13 protein-coding genes and 1 pseudogene are annotated in these 19,795 nt (G+C 57.2%); 1 reads left to right on the forward strand and 13 read right to left on the reverse strand.

Annotated elements, in window-relative coordinates; translation table 11 throughout:
• Nucleotides 1–5 precede the first annotated feature (5 nt).
• The 7 genes from NQ014_RS03465 to dapB form a co-directional block, all read right to left on the reverse strand.
• Complete coding sequence (locus NQ014_RS03465; RefSeq protein WP_257073751.1) at nt 6–1,139, reverse strand: TerC family protein; 1,134 nt, start codon at nt 1,137–1,139, stop codon at nt 6–8.
• Between the two features lie 236 nt (nt 1,140–1,375).
• Nucleotides 1,376–4,669, reverse strand: a complete 3,294-nt coding sequence (locus NQ014_RS03470; RefSeq protein ID WP_257073752.1) for a DNA translocase FtsK — start codon at nt 4,667–4,669, stop codon at nt 1,376–1,378.
• A 105-nt stretch (nt 4,670–4,774) separates the two neighbouring features.
• Nucleotides 4,775–5,392, reverse strand: coding sequence for a TIGR03085 family metal-binding protein (locus tag NQ014_RS03475; protein WP_257073753.1), 618 nt, complete (start codon nt 5,390–5,392; stop codon nt 4,775–4,777).
• A gap of 89 nt (nt 5,393–5,481) precedes the next feature.
• Nucleotides 5,482–7,563: a ribonuclease J gene (locus NQ014_RS03480; protein ID WP_373467701.1), complete on the reverse strand. Its 2,082-nt coding sequence runs from the start codon at nt 7,561–7,563 to the stop codon at nt 5,482–5,484.
• Nucleotides 7,563–8,468, reverse strand: coding sequence for a 4-hydroxy-tetrahydrodipicolinate synthase (dapA, locus tag NQ014_RS03485; RefSeq protein WP_257073754.1), 906 nt, complete (start codon nt 8,466–8,468; stop codon nt 7,563–7,565). The genes NQ014_RS03480 and dapA overlap by 1 nt, the downstream gene beginning before the upstream one ends.
• A 58-nt stretch (nt 8,469–8,526) precedes the next feature.
• Nucleotides 8,527–9,279: an FAD-dependent thymidylate synthase gene (gene thyX, locus NQ014_RS03490; RefSeq protein WP_257073755.1), complete on the reverse strand. Its 753-nt coding sequence runs from the start codon at nt 9,277–9,279 to the stop codon at nt 8,527–8,529.
• Nucleotides 9,280–9,299: 20 nt separating this feature from the next.
• Complete coding sequence (gene dapB / locus NQ014_RS03495; RefSeq protein WP_257073756.1) at nt 9,300–10,052, reverse strand: 4-hydroxy-tetrahydrodipicolinate reductase; 753 nt, start codon at nt 10,050–10,052, stop codon at nt 9,300–9,302.
• Nucleotides 10,053–10,316: 264 nt separating this feature from the next.
• Here dapB and NQ014_RS03500 point away from each other — a divergent pair, with 264 nt between their 5' ends.
• Complete coding sequence (locus NQ014_RS03500) at nt 10,317–11,705, forward strand: MDR family MFS transporter (RefSeq protein WP_257073757.1); 1,389 nt, start codon at nt 10,317–10,319, stop codon at nt 11,703–11,705.
• Between the two features lie 27 nt (nt 11,706–11,732).
• Here the strand turns inward: NQ014_RS03500 and galK are convergent, their stop codons facing one another.
• The 6 genes and pseudogenes from galK to NQ014_RS03530 form a co-directional block, all read right to left on the reverse strand.
• A complete protein-coding gene (galK, locus tag NQ014_RS03505; protein ID WP_257073783.1) occupies nt 11,733–12,989 on the reverse strand; it encodes a galactokinase in 1,257 nt (418 codons plus the stop codon).
• A 9-nt stretch (nt 12,990–12,998) separates the two neighbouring features.
• Nucleotides 12,999–14,144 (reverse strand): annotated as a pseudogene (gene galT, locus NQ014_RS03510) (galactose-1-phosphate uridylyltransferase); the annotation flags it as partial.
• Between the two features lie 9 nt (nt 14,145–14,153).
• Nucleotides 14,154–14,435, reverse strand: a complete 282-nt coding sequence (locus NQ014_RS03515; protein WP_257073758.1) for a cell wall anchor protein — start codon at nt 14,433–14,435, stop codon at nt 14,154–14,156.
• A gap of 16 nt (nt 14,436–14,451) precedes the next feature.
• Entirely contained in the window at nt 14,452–16,113 is a 1,662-nt protein-coding gene (locus NQ014_RS03520; RefSeq protein ID WP_257073759.1) for a sodium:solute symporter family protein, read from the reverse strand.
• A 280-nt stretch (nt 16,114–16,393) separates the two neighbouring features.
• Nucleotides 16,394–17,350, reverse strand: a complete 957-nt coding sequence (locus NQ014_RS03525) for an aldose 1-epimerase family protein (protein WP_257073760.1) — start codon at nt 17,348–17,350, stop codon at nt 16,394–16,396.
• A gap of 157 nt (nt 17,351–17,507) precedes the next feature.
• Nucleotides 17,508–19,775, reverse strand: coding sequence for a polyribonucleotide nucleotidyltransferase (locus tag NQ014_RS03530; protein ID WP_070602463.1), 2,268 nt, complete (start codon nt 19,773–19,775; stop codon nt 17,508–17,510).
• Nucleotides 19,776–19,795: the final 20 nt, after the last annotated feature.

Below are 19,795 nucleotides of genomic sequence, written 5' to 3' on the forward strand. Positions count from 1 at the left end.
TTCGATTAATGCCCAGGCTCGTTCTTACCCGTGTGCGAACCGTTAGTTTCGTTTCCGGCCGACGCTGACCTCTCACCGACAGAGGCAGAGGAAGCGTGAGAGCCAAGGCCATCGTCGTTTCCATGATCATCGTGGTGAACACGCGGAAGGGCAATCGCACCCATGTTTTCATCACGCTTAATCTTGAGCCACGATGCCAGGACAGTCACCACCAGTACGATGACGATCACCGCCAGCGACATCCAGGTCGATACTTCAGGCACCGACACGTTCTCACCGCCGTTAATAAACGGCAGGTTGTTTTCATGCAGTGCGTGCAACAGCAACTTCACGCCAATGAAGGCCAGGATGACACCCAGACCATAAGCCAGGTACACCAAGCGATCCAGCAGACCGTCAAGCAAGAAGTACATCTGACGCAAACCCATGAGAGCCAGGGCATTTGCAGTAAAGACGATGTATGCCTCATCCGTCAGGCCGTAGATAGCCGGGATAGAGTCAAACGCAAACATCACGTCGATAAAACCAATGGACACCAGCGCGATGGCAAGCGGCGTCAAGTAACGCTTGCCGTTTTCCTTAACGGTCAGCTTGTCCTTGTTGTAATGATCCGAAATTGGGACAATTCGACGCAGCCATTGAATCAGCTTCATATCCGACGGATCGGGTTCCGGCTTATCGACGGCTTCGTCGTACACCGTCTTGACAGCCGTGTAAATCAGGAAGATTGCAAACAGGTAGAAAACGTCAGACCACTTGGCAATAACGGCCGCACCAGCCCAGATGAACAGGCCTCGGAATACCAGCGCCATCGCAATACCGAACAGCAAAACCTTTTGTTGGTACTGGCGCGGAATCTTAAACGCACCGATGATGAGTGCAAAGACAAACAGGTTGTCTACGCTGAGCGCCTTTTCAGTGATATAGCCCGATAGAAACTCAATGCCTCGGTGGTGATCCCATAACAACCACACCATTCCGCCGAAAATTAATGCCAAGACTACGTAGAAAGCGGTCCAGCCGCCGGCTTCCTTCATAGTTGGGTTATGCGGCGTGCGAACGTGTGCATAGAAGTCAAAGGCGATAAAACCCATGACGACCACAATGGTGATAATCCATACCAATGCGGGGACATGCATATTAAAAAAAGACCTCCGGTCGTGCGAACATGAACCGGAGGTCTCTCCTGCTTCTGCCAAAGTGGCAAAAGTGACGGCACCGGGATTGAATCTGCACAAAGCAAGTCTGTGCGTCCAATCCGTGCTGACGATAACCGTCACGGGCTAGCGGAAAACATCCGCTCTTACCGGGGATACTCCCCTCCACGTGTGCCGACTATACACGCAATCAGAAACCGCGGTGAGGCTAGGTCGTCCTACGCCATAGACTGATTCGGATCAGCGTCGACTACGTTTATTTCTTCCTTAGGAGCGTCCTCCGGATTTGCGCCCTTGATCATCCACTTAATGGTTTCGAGCTCCTCTGGCTTGACCAGCACCTCACGTGCCTTAGAGCCCTCTGATGGCCCGACCACTCCGCGAGTTTCCATCAGGTCCATCAGTCGACCAGCCTTGGCAAAGCCGACTCGCATCTTGCGCTGCAACATCGAGGTTGACCCGTGCTGTGCGGTGACCACCAGCTCGACTGCCTGAAGCAAATCTTCCAGGTCATCTCCAATATCGGGGTCAATGTTGCGCTCAGCCTCAGCGCTCTTATCCTCTGTGACACCCTCGGTGTAATCCGGCTCGGCCTGTGCCTTAGCCGCATCGACTACTGCCTGAATCTCCTCGTCTGTGACGAAGGCACCCTGCAGCCGTCGCGGCTTGCCTGCACCCTGTGGAATGAACAGGCCATCGCCCATACCAATGAGCTTTTCAGCACCGCCCTGGTCAAGAATGACGCGGGAGTCCGTGAGTGACGAGGTAGCGAATGCCAGTCGCGATGGCACATTCGTCTTAATCAAGCCGGTGACCACATCCACAGACGGACGCTGCGTAGCCAGCACCAAGTGGATACCGGCGGCACGGGCCTTCTGCGTGATGCGTACAATCGCATCTTCGATATCGCGGGGTGCGGTCATCATCAGGTCTGCCAGCTCGTCGACGACACAGACAATGTACGGGTACGGACGGTACTCGCGTTCCGAGCCAAGTGGCGTCGTAATCTCGCCGGACTTGACCTTACGGTTGAAGTCCTTGATGTGACGGACGCGGGCGGCCTTCATGTCCATGTACCGCTGTTCCATCTCTTCAACCAGCCACTGCAGAGCCGCCGCGGCCTTCTTCGGCTGAGTGATGATTGGCGTAATCAGGTGAGGAATCCCCTCATAGGGAGTCAGCTCGACCATCTTCGGGTCCACCAGAATCAGTCGGACATCCTCCGGGGTTGCACGCGTCAGCAGCGACACCAACATCGAGTTTACGAACGCGGACTTACCCGAACCGGTCGAACCGGCAACGAGAAGGTGCGGCATCTTCTGGATAGAGTGCGAGATGAACTCGCCCTCAATATCCTTACCGAGGCCAATCAGCATCGGGTCATCGTTCGCAACGGTTTTGGGCGCGTTGAGTACGTCGGCAAGCCGAACCATCTCACGGTCGTTGTTCGGTACCTCGATACCAACGGCTGACTTGCCCGGAATCGGAGTCAGTAGGCGGACATTGTCGGTCGCTACCGCATAGGCAATGTTGGACTGGAGGTTCGTGATCTTCGAGACCTTCACGCCCGGGCCAAGCTCGACCTCGTAGCGAGTCACCGTCGGACCGCGAGAGAAACCAGTCACCGCAGCGTCGACCTTGAATTCTGCGAATACCTCAGTAATCGCTTCAATCATGCGGTCGTTCGTCGCCGTACGTGTCTTGGGGCGCTCACCTGGGATCAACAAGTTAGTCGATGGCAGGTGGTAGTCAGACTCCGGCGTGCATGCCGACGAAGCGGACGTACCCTCGGCGTCCTTTTCCAATTCAGACTTCGGAGTTGTGGCCGGAATCTTAGAGGCATCGATGCCAGAACGAGCGGCAATGGCATCCATAGTGCGACGGGTAGCCTCAGAAACCGCATCCCGCGAATCGTCGACAGACGACTCGCCCTGCGGGGCACTCTCGGGCGCTACGGTCTCAGGCTGAACGGGCTGTTTCGGAGCTCGGGAAGCGGAAACACGATTGCGTTCGCTGCTGCTCGCTGCAGCAGCCTCCTGCGTCGGGTACTCGGAGTACTCGTCATACTCCTCGTCGGCAGCATGGTAGTTCGTGCCCCCGACAGCCGGAATAGTCGATTCCGTTTCGGCGGTGTCCCGATGCACAGCATCCGACTGAGTTTCCTCCACGTACTCAGCCGCCGGAAACGCCGGCTCCACCGGGGAGACTCGGTTGGAGTGCTGTGCCCCATGCCGGACATCAAACACTGTGGTCTTTGCCGAATCGTAGTCGACATCCTCAACCTGACGGGCAGGTCGCGGAGCCTGTCGAGTCCTCTGCGGCTCTTCGTCCAAAAGATCGTAGAGGTTACCGTCAGCATCCGGTTCGTCGTAAGGCGCGGGTTCGGGTGCAGACATACGGCTAACCGCGCCACGGCGAGGAGCTCGGTAAGCAGAGCGATCGGTCGAACGCGACGAGGAATGATGCGTGCGGCCGCTGTGGCTTGGGCGACGCTCGATTAGCTGCGTCGGCTGGTCAAAGTCCTCATCGGCATATGCGGTATCCGAATCCCAGCTCGCACGACGTTCCAGCATGTCATCGACATTGCCGTAGGGATCGTCCGATTCCGGCTCGTCGCCGGCACGACGCGAAGACCATTCAGAAAAGTTGAAGTACTCCTTAGTGGCATCGATAAGTTGACGCACCGTCGCGCCAGAGAGCACCAGAGCGCCGTAAAAAACGATGCCCAGCAACAAAACGACGGCGACCCACGAGGTAAACCCGGCTGCTAGCGGCGAACCGATATAACCACCGATTGCGCCACCAGCTGCACGTCGCCCCTGCCAGTCCGCAGGACGACCAGAGCCGATATGCACAATTGCGAGCAGACCCACCACAATCAGCGAAGCTCCAGTAATGGTAGGTGTCAGACGTTCACGACGCGGCATCGCATCCAGCATCATCAATACGGAAACAACACCGAGCAGCACCGGAAGTACAAAAGCGCCGATACCAATGAGCGTGCGCACTGCCGTTTCAATGAACTCCCCCACTGGCCCTGCCAGGTGGAACCATGTCGAACCAGCCAGCACAATTGCCAACGCCAGCACGAGTAGTGCCAGGCCATCCTTCGATCCCGGTTCGCCACCCTCATCGAAGTCTGCATCGAACTCGTCAGCTGGCACGGCGGCCGGTGCCGGAGGTTCAATTACATCGTCATAGCCGCTAGCTGCTTTACGACGCTTCCTACGGGGCTTCGTCGAAAAATCGGCGTCACTTTCGCGCCGCGACATATTCTCCTCTTCGTTTCGCTTATTTTTGCGACCGCCTACCCGACGGGCGAGACCGGCCACGCCGCGGGCAGTTTCAGTCCAGGCGCTGGCCAAGCTATTGCCCACGAACGACATGGCGCTAGGAGTGCGCTCGAATTCCTCCGTGGCGCTGTGCACGGGGTATCGCCGCGTGGCATCTGTCTCCGCAGAGCGGGAAGATCCACGACGATTGTCAGTTCTGGTTCGGCTGGTCGCAGACATGACCATTACCTTACAGCTAACACCGGATCGTTTTCACATTAGTCACACGCGTGTCATTGTTTAACAGGCGTGCTGTCGCGACCGTCCAGAACTGAGAACGTGATCTTAAAGACTGTTGCGCTTGATGCCCGATTCGTCGCCGTCGATGGTGACGCGCACCTCGCCTCGGCCATAGAGCCACAACACCAGTTCCCCGACGCTTCCGCGGACAGTCACAACCGGAGCACCGTTAGCACTGTTGTCGATTAGAGTCACCGCAACTCCGTCGTCACGCATTAGCACCACGGTCGAGGTCGAACCGCGCAACATCATACGGCCGGCAGTAGTGACCAGACGCCACAGGTCCGACACTCCGGAGGGTGGCAGCTGACGAACGGTCCATCCTTCCTGGGCACGACGGACATCCTCGTGATGGACGAAGTTCTCCGCAGCGTTGACGTAGCGGTCTGCCCAGTTCATTGGATTCCACCGCGGAGCACCACTACCCCACTTCCCCACCACTTCGACGTAGGGCATTCGATTGACCTCAGCGGTAACAGCATCGAGGCGGTCCGAAAGCGCCTTGACGAACATCCCGCCCGCGGCATCCAGACGGTTTTCACGAATGTACAGGTGGTTGGCAAGATCCCGGGTCGTCCACCCCTCGCACAAGGTCGGGGCGTCGGGGCCGACGCTGAGCAGTAGATTAGCTAGATCTTCACGTTCCCGTTCAGCAAAAGTCATAGCTCCAGCCTAGACCAGGCACGGAGAAGCCCGCATCCACACGGTTGTAGGTGGATGCGGGCTCTTAGGCTAAAAGACGCTCTAGAAACTTAGATGCTTTCGCGCGACTCCTGGATTTCCTCATCGGTAACCTCTTCGGCTGCCTCAGAGGACATCGGCACGATGGTCGGAACGACCATCGGGCTGCGACGCCACTTCTGGTTAATGACACGCTCGGTGCGGCGACGAACTTCCTGAGCCATACGGTACGGGTTGTTCTCGCCACTGCCAGCCAGGTCAAAGAGAGTATCGTCAACGACCTGCTCGACGGTTTCGAGCACTTCCTTGACGTCGTCCGAGTAACCGCGAGCCTGAGCCCGTGGCTTCTCCAACGGGCGGCCAGTGCGGTTATCAATGACGGCTGTGACGGTGATAAGACCACCTTCACGCATTTCAGCACGGTCTGCCAGCACGTCAGCGTCGACGTCACCCATGGTGACGCCATCGACGTAGAGGTTACCGACCGGAACCTGGCCAACTACACGAGCGCGACCGTCAACGAGGTCGACAACCACACCGTTCTGAGCCAGGACAACGTTCTCTGGCTTCACACCAGTGGACACAGCCAGCTCCTTGTTGGCACGGAGGTGGCGCCACTCACCGTGAATCGGCATGACGTTCGACGGACGAGCTGCGTTGTAGAGGAATAGCAGCTCGCCGGCAAAGCCGTGACCGGAGGTGTGAACCTTCGCATCCTTGCCGGTGATAACCGTGGCACCAATTTGGGCCAGCATGTTGATAACGCCGAAGACTGCCTCTTCGTTACCCGGTACCAGCGAAGAGCTGAGGATAATCAGGTCGCCATCACGGACGGTGATCTGACGGTGCTCACGGCGGGCCATGCGAGACAGCGCAGCCATTGGCTCACCCTGCGTACCGGTAGTCACCAGCACGACCTTGTGGGGCGCCATGCGAGCGGCCTCGTTCATCTCCACAATGGTATTTTCCGGTGCAGTCAGCAGCCCCAATTCCTGCGCGATGCGCATGTTGCGAATCATAGAGCGACCGTTGAAGGCAACCTTGCGGCCAGCCTTAACAGCTGCGTCGATGACCGCCTGCACGCGGTAGACATTCGATGCGAAGGCCGCGACGATAACGCGCTGCTTGGCATCCATAATCAGGCGGCGCAGAGTTGGAGCCAACTCCGCCTCGGATCCCGAGAAGCCCGGAATCGTAGCGTTGGTCGACTCACACAAGAAGAGGTCGATTCCCTCATCACCGTAGCGGCTCAACGCCGGCAGGTCAGTCGGCTTTCCGTCCGGCGGGGTCTGATCCATCTTCACGTCACCGGTGTGGACGACCATGCCAGCTCCGGTCTTAATTACGATGCCAAGGCACTCCGGAATCGAGTGGTTGACATTGAAGAAACGAAGATCGAACGGACCACGCTGAATGTGGCTGGTGTCGTTGACCTCAATGACCTTCGGGCGCTGACGGTGCTCCTGTGTCTTGGCCTGAATCAGTGCCAAGGTAAAGCGAGAAGCAATAATCGGAATGTCCGCGCGTTGCTTGAGCAACCAAGGGATAGCGCCGATGTGGTCCTCGTGACCGTGGGTGACCACGAGAGCTTCCACGCGATCCCATTTGTCTTCCATGTAGGAGAAGTCAGGCAGAATCAGGTCAACACCAGGCTCATCCGAGCTCGGGAACAGCACGCCGCAGTCGACGATAATCAGACGGTTCTTGTACTCCAACACGGTCATATTGCGACCGATTTCGGAAATACCGCCCAGTGCAACCACGCGCAGGCCGTCCTTGGGGGCCTTCGGCGGTGCAGGAAGACGCTGCGTCAAGTCTGCACCCTGCATCGACTGGACTACGTTACGACGGTTGCCACCGCGTCCGCCACGGCCACCCCTCGAACTATTTCCGCGGTTACCTCCACGGCCGCCGCGACCACCGCGGGAACCGCGGTTGGAAGAATTCGAAGAACCTTGGGACTTCTTAGCGTTACCGGAGTTCTTACGCTCACCGGAACGCTGCGAGGACTTCGAGCCGTTGGATTTAGCTCCACCCTTGTCGGAGCCCTTGGATGCAGAGTTATTGGACTGCTCTGCTGCAGCCACGTCGGACTCGGAAGGCGGACCAGCCTTACGAGTTACCTTGCGGGCGCGATTGCGTCCTTCAGCCACTACAGAACACCTGCCTTCCGCATAGCTTCTTCAAGCACCTCAAGCTGCTGGTCATTTGCTGCAATTTGCGGCAAGCGTGGATCTCCTATCTCAATGCCCTGCAGACGCAGAGCGGATTTAGCAAAACTTACACCGCCAAGTGCAGCCTGAGCGGCAAACAGCGGAGTCATCTTCGCGTGGGCAGCCTGCGCACCAGCAAGGTCTCCCTTGTCAAAGCAAGAGCGCACCTCAGCCAGCAGCTGCGGGGCTGCATGTCCAATAACGGAAATAAACCCGGTGGCGCCAATAGACAGCCACGGAAGGTTCAGCACATCGTCACCGGAGTACCACGCCAAATCAGTATTAGCGATAATGCCGGCGGCAGCTCCCAAATCCCCCTTGGCGTCCTTAACAGCCTGGATTCTCGGGTGCTCCGCCAACCGGTAAATGGTATCAACTTCAATCGGAATAACCGAACGCGGCGGAATGTCATACAAACACACCGGCGCCTCGGTTGCGTCAGCCACTGCCGTAAAGTGACGGTACAGCCCCTCCTGGGACGGCTTGGAGTAATACGGCGTGACGACGAGCAGCGCATCCGCGCCCGCCTCCACAGAAGCCTTTGCCAGCTCGATGGACCCGGCCGTGTCATTGGTGCCGGCACCGGCCACGAGCTTAACCTCGTCACCCATCTCTGCACGGACAGCTCGGAGAAGCTCAAGTTTTTCCTCAACCGTCGTAGTAGGCGACTCGCCGGTAGTACCGGCCAGAATGAGTGCATCGCAGCCACCGTCTACAAGATGACCAGCGAGCTGCACACCCGCCTTGACATCGAGGTTTCCGTCCTTGTCAAAAGGGGTCACCATAGCTACGGCGACGGTGCCGAAAGTGTCAGCACCGCGAGTTGACGCAATTCCTGTGCTCATTGTTGACTACCTTTTCTTAAAAATCTCAATCGACTATATCTTCACACTGTACGTGCGATTACCCCTCGAAGGCGTAAGGACTCGACGCGACGACCGACCCATCCTTCAGAGTGTTAATCTCAAAATCCCCAAAAGCAACAGGAGCACAGCGCTGCAGCTCCCGCAGGCAAACCACTGCCAACTCCCGAATTTCAGCATCGGCATGCTCAGTCGCACGCATCGAAATGAAGTGGCGCCAAGACCGGAAATTACCAGTAACCACGATTCGAGTTTCGGTGGCATTGGGCAAAACCGCCCGGGCTGCCTGGCGTGCCTGCTTTCGCCGCAAGATAGCGTTGGGCTCGTCGGCCCACTTCTCTTCCAGTGCGTCTAATAACTCACCATAGGCGAAACGGGACTGATCAACCGCGCTTTCGAAAACTCGCAACAGATCCGGGTCCTCCGCAATTGCGGGAGGAACCACAACATTGTTGGAACTGGCCGGCACAAACCGCTGCGACAACTGCGAAAAGGAAAAGTGGCGGTGCCGTGTGAGTTCATGTGCACACGAGCGCGACAGCCCACGAACATAGATGCTTGCACTTGCGTGTTCAAAAAGTGAGGTGTGGCCTACCTCAAGCACATGTCGCAGATATCCCCTATTCGTCGCCGTTCGTGGATTGGGCTTGTCCCACGTTTCATAACAAGCCCTGCCGGAGAACTCAATCAATGCTTCCCCACCATCGGCATCGCTATCAAAGTCGATGTCCTCCGGCGGGAAGAAGTTGGTCGCGGCGATTAGCTGCGCCTTGAGAGTGACATTTTCAGACATTTTCAGTTAACTCCCGGCCATTAAAGTCCCAGGAACGGCTCCAGTCCCACAGTCAGGCCCGGAAAATCCTCAATCTTGCGCACACCCAGCAGAACGCCTGGTACGAAGCTGGTGCGCGAGTAGGAGTCCTGCTTGATGGTGAGCGACTGCCCTTCTGCACCGAAGATAACGGTCTCGTGAGCCACCGAACCGGTCATACGGACTGCGTGCACCGGAATGCCCTCGACCTCAGCACCGCGAGCACCATCGAGAGTTTGCTCAGTGGCGTCCGGCTGCTCCCCCATGCCGGCTTCCTTGCGAGCACGAGCAATAGTCTCAGCAGTGTGGATAGCGGTGCCCGAAGGGGCATCCTTCTTAAAAGGGTGGTGCATTTCGATAACTTCAGCGGAATCGAAGTACGGAGCGGCTAGCTCCGCCAGCTTCATGGTCAGTACCGCGGAGATTGCGAAGTTCGGTGCAATAAGAACATTGGCCTCACCGGCGGCGTCGTCAAGCCATCGCTGCACCTGATCGAGGCGCTCCTTGGTAAAGCCCGTAGTACCCACGACGGCGTTGATGCCATTCTTAATGCAGAACTCAAGATTGCCCATCACAGCGTCGGGCTGAGTAAAGTCAACAATCGTCTGCACACCAGCGGTGACAAGTTCATTCAGGTCATCGCCAGAGTCGAGACCCGCTGCCAGCTCCAAATGGTCGGCGGCTTCAACTGCCTCGCAGATGGTGGACCCTACCTTGCCCTTGGCGCCAAGTACGCCGACCTTGATATTGCTCACAGCTATTGTCCTTTCCCAACGGGTTTATCTTTCTCCCTTACCTTAGAATGTGTTGGCCGACTTGTGTGCCAATGCCCCCGTCCGCTTTGCCTTTTTGTCGACTTACGACGGGGTTTTTGTTGCGCTAAGATTCCATATCTTCGACAATCACCTATTTCTGTACCGATATATAGAAAGAGACTTCAATTGGTTTCTGAATCTGGAGATTCCGAACTCAGCCCAAGTTCGGAGGCACCACAGGCCGATGCGCCCAAAAGTGCTTATATGGCCATTTACGTGCTACTAGCTGCGGCATTCATGGCTATCTTGAACGAGACGGTCATGAGCGTCGCAATTCCCGTCGTCAAGGCGGACCTCGGAATCAGCGCAGCTACCGCAGGCTGGCTGACAACATCGTTCCTACTGACCATGGCAGTTGTCATTCCGGTCACTGGATTTCTCATTTCGGCAGTGCCGTTCCGCATTCTTTTCGCGGTCAGTCAGGGACTATTCGTCGTGGGCACTCTCATCGGTGCCTTCGCGCCAAACTTCGCGATCGTTCTGCTCGCACGCATTGTCCAAGCGTCCGGTACCGCAGTGCTGCTGCCGCTGCTGATGACCACCGTGCTCAACGTAGTACCGGAGCATGAGCGCGGGCGCATGATGGGACGAATGAGCGTGGTCATCGCTGTCGCGCCTGCTATCGGACCGACCATCTCCGGTCTCATTCTGGAGATTGCCAATAACAATTGGCATGCGCTTTTCGACACGATGTTGCCGCTCGGCCTAATTGTGCTGGTAGTGGGTGTCATTCTCGTTCCCAATATTGAGGAAAACTCCGCGAAGTCCATCGATATCCTCTCGGTGTTCCTCAGTGCCGGCGCATTCGGTCCGCTGGTGTACGCGCTGAGCCGCGTGGGCGCAGAGTTTTCGCTTATCGACGGAATCCTGTGCGCAGTCGGCATCGTGCTGTTGGTGTTCTTCATCATGCGCCAGCGCCGTTTGGCACCGCACAACCGAGCTCTGCTGGATCTTCGAACCTTCCGCACAAAGAGCTTTAGGCTGTCCACAATCATTCTGACCATTGGTTTCATGCTGATGTTCGGTGTGATCATCATTTTGCCGCTCTACCTCAATCTGCGAGGTGTCGACGTCAAGACTATTGGTTTGATTGTGATGCCTGGTCCACTGGTTATGGGCCTTATGGGACCGGCTGTCGGCCGGCTCTTTGACAGCTATGGTCCGCGCCCACTGGCAATTCCCGGCTCCATTGTCCTTGCCCTCGGTCTTTTCGGGCTCGGCTTCATCTCAGCATCGACTCCGCTATGGTGGATCGTCGCCTGCCACATCGTCCTTGAGATTGGCCTGGGGCTGCTGTTTACTCCGCTGTTCACATTCGGTCTTGGTGATCTTCCGAAGCGCCTCTACCCGGATGGCTCAGCAATCATGAACACGCTACAGCAGGTTGCCGGCGCTGTCGGTACCGCACTGTTTGTGGCGCTGTCAGCTGTTATTGCCGCTGGCCTGTCCGGCACTGGTGCAGCAGCTCCTGCCGCCGACGACTTGATTCGTGGCTATAGCATTGCGATGTTTACCGCCGCGGGATTTGCCGTGGTGCTAATCTTCCTCACCACGCTGCTCAAGCCGCAGCGGAAGAAGATTGCATTGCAGTAGCCCCCCCAAGACCGGGGGTAATACCGCCTAAACTAGGCGGCTTGCTCCCGGCCCGGGATTTCCAACGAAAAACTCCGGTTCCGGCATTCCTCTGTCACGGAAGGCCGACGCAACAGCATTCGCTGCAGCACTGACACGGTCGTGTGGCAGCAGCGCAATGGCACTGCCGCCAAAGCCACCGCCAGTCATTCGGGCACCAAGCGCCCCCTGCTCAAGCGCTACGTCCACAGCAAGATCCAGCTCTGGACAGGAAACTTCGTAGTCATCCCTCAGCGAAAGATGGCTTGCCACCATCAACGTGCCAAAGGCCTCGAAGTCCCCCTCGGAAAGCTTTTCAATCGCCTGTGCCGTCCGGTCAATTTCGGTAACAACGTGACGTACTCGGCGCGCCACGGTATCAACCCACTGATCCCTATCTGCCTCAGCTGGGACGTTCTCCTTCGCCCAATTGATAGCAGCACCAACTGCATCATCCAGACCGCGAAAATCAGATATCCCAAGACCATTTGTCACGGCATCGATGATTCCGCGACGCGTCGCATACTGACCATCCGAGAGACTATGCCGAACGTTGGTGTTGATTACCAAAACTTCTAGGTTCTCGTCTGCGAAAGCAGCCTTTACAAGCTGGTCAGAACTCTTCGCAAAATCAATGGCCAGTGCGTGGTTTTCCTTGCCCTTGATGGAAATACGCTGATCCAGACCGCCGGTAGAGGCACCAACGACCTCATTTTCTGCGCGGATTGCCGCCTCAATGATTCCCTGCTGCTCCTCCTCGTTGGCTGCGCGATCATGCACAAGCTCGAAGGCTGCAACGCCGACGGAACATTCCAATGCGGCAGAGCTGGATAGCCCAGAGCCGATTGGAACGTCCGAGGAAATTGCAATGTTAAAGCTTGGGCAATCCGCAGGCAGCAGCCCCGCCTCTCGCATCGCCCAGATGGTGCCGACTGCGTAGCCCGTCCAATTTGCAGGTGAGCTAGGTCCAACATCGGACATTGCGATGGCAACAGGTTTGTCATCTTCTGCTGCATCGTCCTTTGTCATCAGGTCCGAGACGATTCGCACTGTCCACGGGCTGCTATCCGTATGAGCACTCACCGCTGCAAAAGTATTCTGTGTCAGCGCGAACGGCAGGCAGATACCTTCGGCGTAATCGACGTGCTCACCAATCAGGTTCACCCTGCCAGGAGCTGCAAAAACGCCCTGCGGCTGCGTACCGAAACTGTGGCGGAACCGTTCTGTTACATCGGATACTGCCTGCTTCTGGGTACGAGTAGGCAGCCAACGAGTCTGGCCGACTTCCCGGAAGCGGTCAGCGATTGCCTCTGGTGTTGTATCCGAGATCCAGGCTCCCTGCCCGGACTCTGAACCGGCGAGGAACTTCATGCGTCCGGCAGAGCGCATCATGGAATAGAGCTGCAGGTGGAAGCGCCCGAACTGATGGTCTTCGCCTACCGGAGCTTGGTTCCAGGCTGCGATGTACGGCGTTTTGTCGATGCCGGGGAAGAATCGGTCGATACGTCGCAGCAGGTCAAGATACATTGCTGCCAGTTCGTCCTTTTCCGCACCGGTCAGCTCCTGGAAGTCACCGACGGCGCGGTTAGCCATAATCATGACTTCGACTGGCCACTTAGCTGCAGCTGGCACGAAGGCAGTGAAGTACTTCCCTTCTGCGATGATGCGTCGACCTGAAGCCTTTTCGGCCTCCAGGACATCCTCAAAGAGGTCACGACCGGTGGTTTCGAAGTGGGCCTTCGCGCGTGCAGCGATGGCCGCCGCACGAGGTGGCAGATAGGGGTAGGAGTAAATCTGCCCATGGGGATGCTGCAGTGTTACCCCAATTTCCTTGCCCCTGTTTTCAAAGGGGAACACCAACCGCACGCCGTCAATCTTGCTGAGTTCCGCAGTGCGGTGCGCCCACGCTTCAATAACGGTGCGAGCACGTGTGAAAGTCAGACCCCGGAAGGAGTCCGAAACATTCGGGGTAAAGCAGACAACCTCACACCGGGCCAAGGCCGGCTTCCGTGGGAAAATCTCGGCTCCGTCGACAGTCTGGGCAAAATCATCCGGAACTTCCATGTGCATGGAAAGCGATGGGAAACGGTTTTCAAAAACCACCACGTCGTAGTCGCTGGCAGGCACCTCTGTGGGAAGTTGTCCCGGCAGCGTCGGGGCCAGTGGGTTCTCACCAGCAGGAGGCATAAAGGTGCGGTTCATGCGGTGCGCCGCGTAGCAATACCAATCACCCGTCAGCGGATCTTGGCGCAGCTCAGACTCCGTAATCGCCTGTGGCAAATCACGTTCGTCGGTTAACTTTCGAGTCTTTCTGCCCGAGACATAGTCCGGTTCATCGTCGAAGTAGATTAGCTCGCGACCGTCGGCAAGCGTAGTGCGCGTTACCGAAAAAGCGTGAGAATGCTGGTCGTCGGTTGTCATTTTTCCTCCTTATGATTCTTCGACAACCGTTGGGCGCAATTTTGCCCAGGCATAGAAAACGATTGCAAAGAGGAGTAGGGCTATTCCGCTGTACAGGTTATACATCGGCTCTTTGGCAGCGTTGGTCTCCGGGTTGACCCCAGGGTCAAGGAACAGCCACGACAGCAGCAAAATGATGCCGTAGACACCAAGCAGCGCCCCAATGACGTTGCGGATGTCAAAGGCACCTGCCTTCCTTTTACCGGTGCTGACCGTCGCGTTTACAGTTGAATTGTTGTGTGTCCGTGACATGATCTCTCACTAGCTCCTATGCGAAAACGATGTTGAGGACTACGGCTATCACCAGGCACAAGATACCCAGCGGGACAGTTCGCTGTAACAATGGCAGCTCTGCCTCAGCAGCGTCTGTGAAGTGAGCCTTCGGGGTGACGGACTTGACGAAGCCCACCAGCTCCTCATCGGGTTTCGGCGTTGTCATGAGAGAAACGACCACGGCCACCACAATATCGACGACGAATGCCACGGAGGCGGCAGCGAACGCAGTGCCCTGCCCCGGCAGCTCAAAGATGGTTGCGCTTGCCGACGTGAACTCGGAGATGTACCAGTACAAAATCGCAGCGCCCGTTCCTGCAAGCAGAGACGTCCAACCTGCTGTCGGCGTCATGCGCTTCCAGAACATACCGATAAGGAAGGTGGCGAACAACGGTGCGTTGAAGAAGCCGAATAGCGTCTGCAGGTAGTCCATGACGTTGCCGAAATTATCGGCAATCAGTGCGGTGAACACTGCGATGCCGGTCGCGCCAACGGTAGCGATACGGCCAACCTTGAGATAGTAATCATCTGCTCGATTTTTCACGACGTAGGTCTGCCAAATGTCGTAGCTAAAGACTGTATTGAACGCGGAGATATTCGCCGCCATACCTGCCATGAAGGCTGCTAGCAGACCGGCGATTGCGATGCCCAGCAGACCGTTGGGTAGCAAATCTCTCATTAGGTAGAGAATTGCGTCGTTAGGCTTGGCGGTCTGATCCATGATGGGTGCGACGGTGGCGCCGGCGATCATGCCCGGCAGCACCACGATGAACGGGATGAACATCTTCGGGAAAGCACCGATGATTGGAGTCTTGCGGGCGGCCGACAGTGAGTCGGCGGCCATGGAGCGCTGAACTTCCACGAAGTTGGTTGTCCAGTAGCCAAACGACAGCACGAAGCCGAGGCCAAAGACCAGTCCGATGACTGAAACTACCGGGTTATCGAAACCAGAAATATCCGTGCCAGGCCAGGTGTGGAAGTGCGATTCAGTGGCAACCCTTTCCTTCAACCCCGACCATCCGCCGACGCTGTGCAGGCCGATCAGAGTCAGTGGCAATAGAGCTGCGACAATCACGAAGAACTGAAGTACCTCGTTGTAGATTGCCGCGGACAGTCCGCCCAGCGTGATGTAGGACAGCACAATGACTGCGGCGACTACCAACGTCAGCCACAGCGGCCAGCCGAGTAGCGCATTGACCACTTTGGCCAGAAGCAGAAGGTTAATGCCTGCAATCAGCAGCTGCGCGATAGCGAAAGAGATTGCATTGACCAGGTGTGCACCGGGACCAAAACGACGCAGCATGAACTCCGGAACTGAGCGAACCTTAGAGCCATAGTAGAAGGGCATCATGACAATGCCCAGGAACACCATGGCTGGGACGGCACCAATCCAGAAGTAGTGCATGGTCTGGAAACCGTATTGCACACCATTTGCGGACATGCCGACGATTTCCACGGCACCTAGGTTAGCTGAGATGAACGCCAGCCCTGTCACCCAGGCTGGCAGTGAGCGCCCTGAGAGGAAGAAATCAATGGAGCTGGACACTTTGGCTCGTGCAGCCCAGCCAATGCCGAGGACGAATAGGAAGTAGAGAGCAACGATGGAGTAATCCACCCATGATGCCTCGAGCCGTAGGGCTGATTGCGCCACTATCACGACGGCCTCCTCACAATTAGGGGGGGTCAAAACGTATTCAGGAAATGCACGAATTGGGATTTCTTTTCCTCGGCACCTGGCTGGTGCACGCCCATCAAGGCCGTGAAAGTGGCTCGACCTACCCCGAAGTGTGGGGCCAGATAGCCACTATCCGGAACAAAAGGAAGACCTATTCTTTTACATTCGTCCCCAAGTGTATTTTCCATTCTTAATTCCAGGTGAATTAATTAAGAAGGTTTTAACCCGATTGAGGGGGCTGCACTCTTCTGCGCTGGGAAAACTATTTTCCGCCCGTTTCCGCGCGCAGTCCCATGGCAAGAGTTGTTGTCTCTCCAGCCTGAACTCGCAGCAAACCGGTACCGGAGCGTAGCGCATCCGGCGGACATGTCATTGGCTCCACCGCAATCGCATTCCCGTGCCCAGGAAATCCTTCTCGTCGTCCGGCGTCCGCAACATAGACCTGGAAGAACCTGAATTCATCATCGGCCCAGAGCACAGCACCCTTGCCATTTGGCCCAACCAAATGCGCTTCACGACGGCGCGGCGAGTCACTCCCCGCTGTCTCCTCGGCAGCAAAGAAGCAGTGATCCAGCCACAGTCCATCCAGGGATACTCCCTCTCGAAGGCTGGGAACCACCGTCTCGGCTGGCACCGCTGGGCCGGCGGGCAAGTTTCGAATTGGCTCCAGTGGCAGGTTTTTATCAACGGGCAACCGCAGTGTGCAACTGCCGAAGTCAGCGCCCAACGCGCTTAAATAGGGATGCCAGCCCAGACCAAACGGGCACTCCCTATCGCTGAGATTATGCACTGTGAACTCCGCCGATAGGCCATCTGAGGCTGTGACTTGCCAACGCACGGTCATACCGAGTTCCCAAGGCCAGCCCGGTTGCGGCTCAACTTCCACGCCCAAGGTGACGCTGCTGTCATCAGAATCGACCACAGACCAAACGCGATCTGCAACAAACCCGTGAATAGCATTCGCCCGGGACGGCTCCGAAATATCTAGCCGATGGACTTCTCCATCAAAGATGAATACTCCGTCAGCGACCCTGTTCGGCCACGGAGCCAGGAGCGTACCTGCGGACAACGGTGGATTGAACCCTTTGGGATAGTCAGTCAGCAGTGGCAGGCCACAGTACTCCAGTGATCTCGGACCACCACCGAACTGGGAAATACTTGCGACATAGTCACCGGCCGCAATGTCAATGAATTCATGATCGTGCGCGACAAATTGCATGCGCAAATCACCTTCCACGTGGGTTCGAAAATTAATCCCTTCGAAAGCCGAGATTAACCAAAAACAAAAGCGCGGTTAAGTCAATTTGTGACCTAACCGCGCCATCGCTACTCGCGTTGTCGGAGGCTACCTACAGCACATCCTCCGTCGCCAAGCATTAGTTGTCTTCGACCGGAACCAGCGAGATCTTGCCGCGGTTGTCGATATCAGCGATTTCGACCTGAATCTTGTCGCCTACGTTGATGACATCCTCGACCTTCTCGATGCGCTTGTCGCCACCGAGCTTGGAGATGTGAATCAGACCGTCACGGCCCGGAGTCAGGGAGACGAAAGCACCGAAAGCGACAGTCTTCACGACAGTGCCCAGGTAGCGTTCGCCGACCTTCGGCAGCTGCGGGTTAGCAATCGCATTAATCTGCTCGATTGCAGCGTCCGCGGCCTTACCGGAAGTTGCCGAGACAAATACGGTGCCGTCGTCCTCGATAGAGATATCAGCACCGGTTTCCTCGGTGATGCCGTTGATGGTCTTGCCCTTCGGACCGATGAGCTCACCGATCTTCGAAGCCGGAACCTTAACGGTGGTGATCTTCGGAGCGAGACCACTCATCTCGTCTGGAGACTCGATGACCTCAGCCATGGTGGACAGGATGGCCAGACGTGCATCACGAGCCTGGGACAGAGCATCGGCCAGAACCTTCGACGGAATACCGTCGAGCTTGGTGTCCAGCTGCAGTGCGGTAATGAAGTCCGCAGTACCAGCGACCTTGAAGTCCATGTCACCGAATGCGTCTTCGGCACCGAGAATATCGGTCAGTGCGACGAAGCGGTTCTCACCGTCAACCTCGCCGGAAACTAGACCCATGGCGATACCGGCAACCGGAGCCTTCAGCGGCACACCGGCGTTGTACAGCGACAGAGTCGAAGCACAGACCGAGCCCATGGAGGTCGAACCATTGGATCCAAGAGCCTCGGAGACCTGGCGAATGGTGTACGGGAATTCCTCGCGGGACGGCACGACCGGCAGCAGGGCGCGCTCGGCTAGTGCTCCGTGACCAATCTCGCGGCGCTTCGGAGAGCCAACACGGCCGGTCTCGCCGGTGGAGTACGGCGGGAAGTTGTAGTGGTGGATGTAACGCTTCGAGGTAACCGGAGTCAGCGAGTCGATCTGCTGTTCCATCTTCAGCATGTCCAAAGTGGTGACACCCAGAATCTGGGTCTCGCCGCGCTCAAACAGCGAAGAGCCGTGGGCACGCGGAATCAAGCCGACCTCAACGCCCAGGTCACGAATGTCGGTGACACCGCGACCATCGATGCGGAAGCCTTCAGCCAGGATCTTCTCACGGACGATCTGCTTCATCACTGCGTTGTATGCAGCGCGAATCTGCTTGGACGCAGCTTGCTCGTCGACATCATCGGATACGAAGCGCTCCAGCAGCTGCCCCTCGACGTCCTCCATGTACTCATTGGTGGCGTCATCTCGTTCCTGCTTACCCGGAATGGTGAGCAGCTTGGCCAGCTTCTTAGCGGACTTCTTCTCGACTGCGTTAAAAATCTCATCGCCGTATGCCGGGAACAGCGGGAACTCCTGCGTTTCCTTCGCTGCGCGCTCAGCCAGACCCTTCTGTGCCTCACACAGAACCTTGATGTGCGGCTTTGCTGCCTCGAGGCCAGCGGCGACGATGTCCTCGGTCGGCGCCGGTGCACCGTCAGCAATACGCTTGACGACGGTCTCCCCAGCTCCGGCCTCCACCATCATGATGGCGACATCTTCGACGTTCTTGCCGCGACGCTTGCGGGTGACGATACGGCCAGCGACGACCATCTCGAACAGAGCCTGCTCGTGCTGCTCCTCGGTCGGGAAAGCGACCCATGCACCCTCTGGGTGCTTGTCATCAGCAACGAGCGCGATGCGGACGCCACCGACAGCGCCGGAAACCGGCAGCCCGGAAAGCTGAGTTGCAGCTGACGCGCCGTTGATTGCGACGACGTCATAACGGTCCTTCGGATCCCAGGACATGACGGTGACGACAACCTGTACCTCGTTGCGAAGGCCCTTGACGAAGGTCGGACGCAGCGGACGGTCAATCAGACGACATGCCAGGATGGCGTCGGTGGACGGGCGGCCCTCACGGCGGAAGAACGAACCCGGAATCTTGCCCGCAGCGTACATACGCTCTTCAACGTCGACGGTCAGCGGGAAAAAGTCAAAGCCCTCGCGGGGCTGGTTGGAAGCGGTGACGGTGGACAGGAGCATGGTCTCCTCGTCCAAGTAGGTGGTCACCGAACCATCGGCCTGACGAGCCAGCTGGCCCGTTTCAAAGCGAATGGTGCGGGTGCCGAAATCACCATTGTCGATGGTGGCAACGGCCTCGGTAATACCGAAATCCTCATCAAAGAAAAATTCAACAGCCTTGCTGTTGGCCATAGGTTTCTTACTCCTAGAAA

The organism is Corynebacterium sp. 5QC2CO (assembly GCF_024580435.1).
GTDB classification, from domain to species: Bacteria; Actinomycetota; Actinomycetes; order Mycobacteriales; family Mycobacteriaceae; genus Corynebacterium; species Corynebacterium jeikeium_D.

Coding starts and splice junctions, on each gene's coding strand:
- NQ014_RS03515 (WP_257073758.1), bottom strand. CDS start 14,435: ATGTCACGGACACACAACAATTCAACTGTAAACGCGACGGTCAGCACC.
- NQ014_RS03530 (WP_070602463.1), bottom strand. CDS start 19,775: ATGGCCAACAGCAAGGCTGTTGAATTTTTCTTTGATGAGGATTTCGGT.
- NQ014_RS03470 (WP_257073752.1), bottom strand. CDS start 4,669: ATGTCTGCGACCAGCCGAACCAGAACTGACAATCGTCGTGGATCTTCC.
- thyX (WP_257073755.1), bottom strand. CDS start 9,279: ATGTCTGAAAATGTCACTCTCAAGGCGCAGCTAATCGCCGCGACCAAC.
- NQ014_RS03500 (WP_257073757.1), top strand. CDS start 10,317: ATGGCCATTTACGTGCTACTAGCTGCGGCATTCATGGCTATCTTGAAC.
- NQ014_RS03475 (WP_257073753.1), bottom strand. CDS start 5,392: ATGACTTTTGCTGAACGGGAACGTGAAGATCTAGCTAATCTACTGCTC.
- NQ014_RS03525 (WP_257073760.1), bottom strand. CDS start 17,350: ATGCAATTTGTCGCGCACGATCATGAATTCATTGACATTGCGGCCGGT.
- dapA (WP_257073754.1), bottom strand. CDS start 8,468: ATGAGCACAGGAATTGCGTCAACTCGCGGTGCTGACACTTTCGGCACC.
- NQ014_RS03465 (WP_257073751.1), bottom strand. CDS start 1,139: ATGCATGTCCCCGCATTGGTATGGATTATCACCATTGTGGTCGTCATG.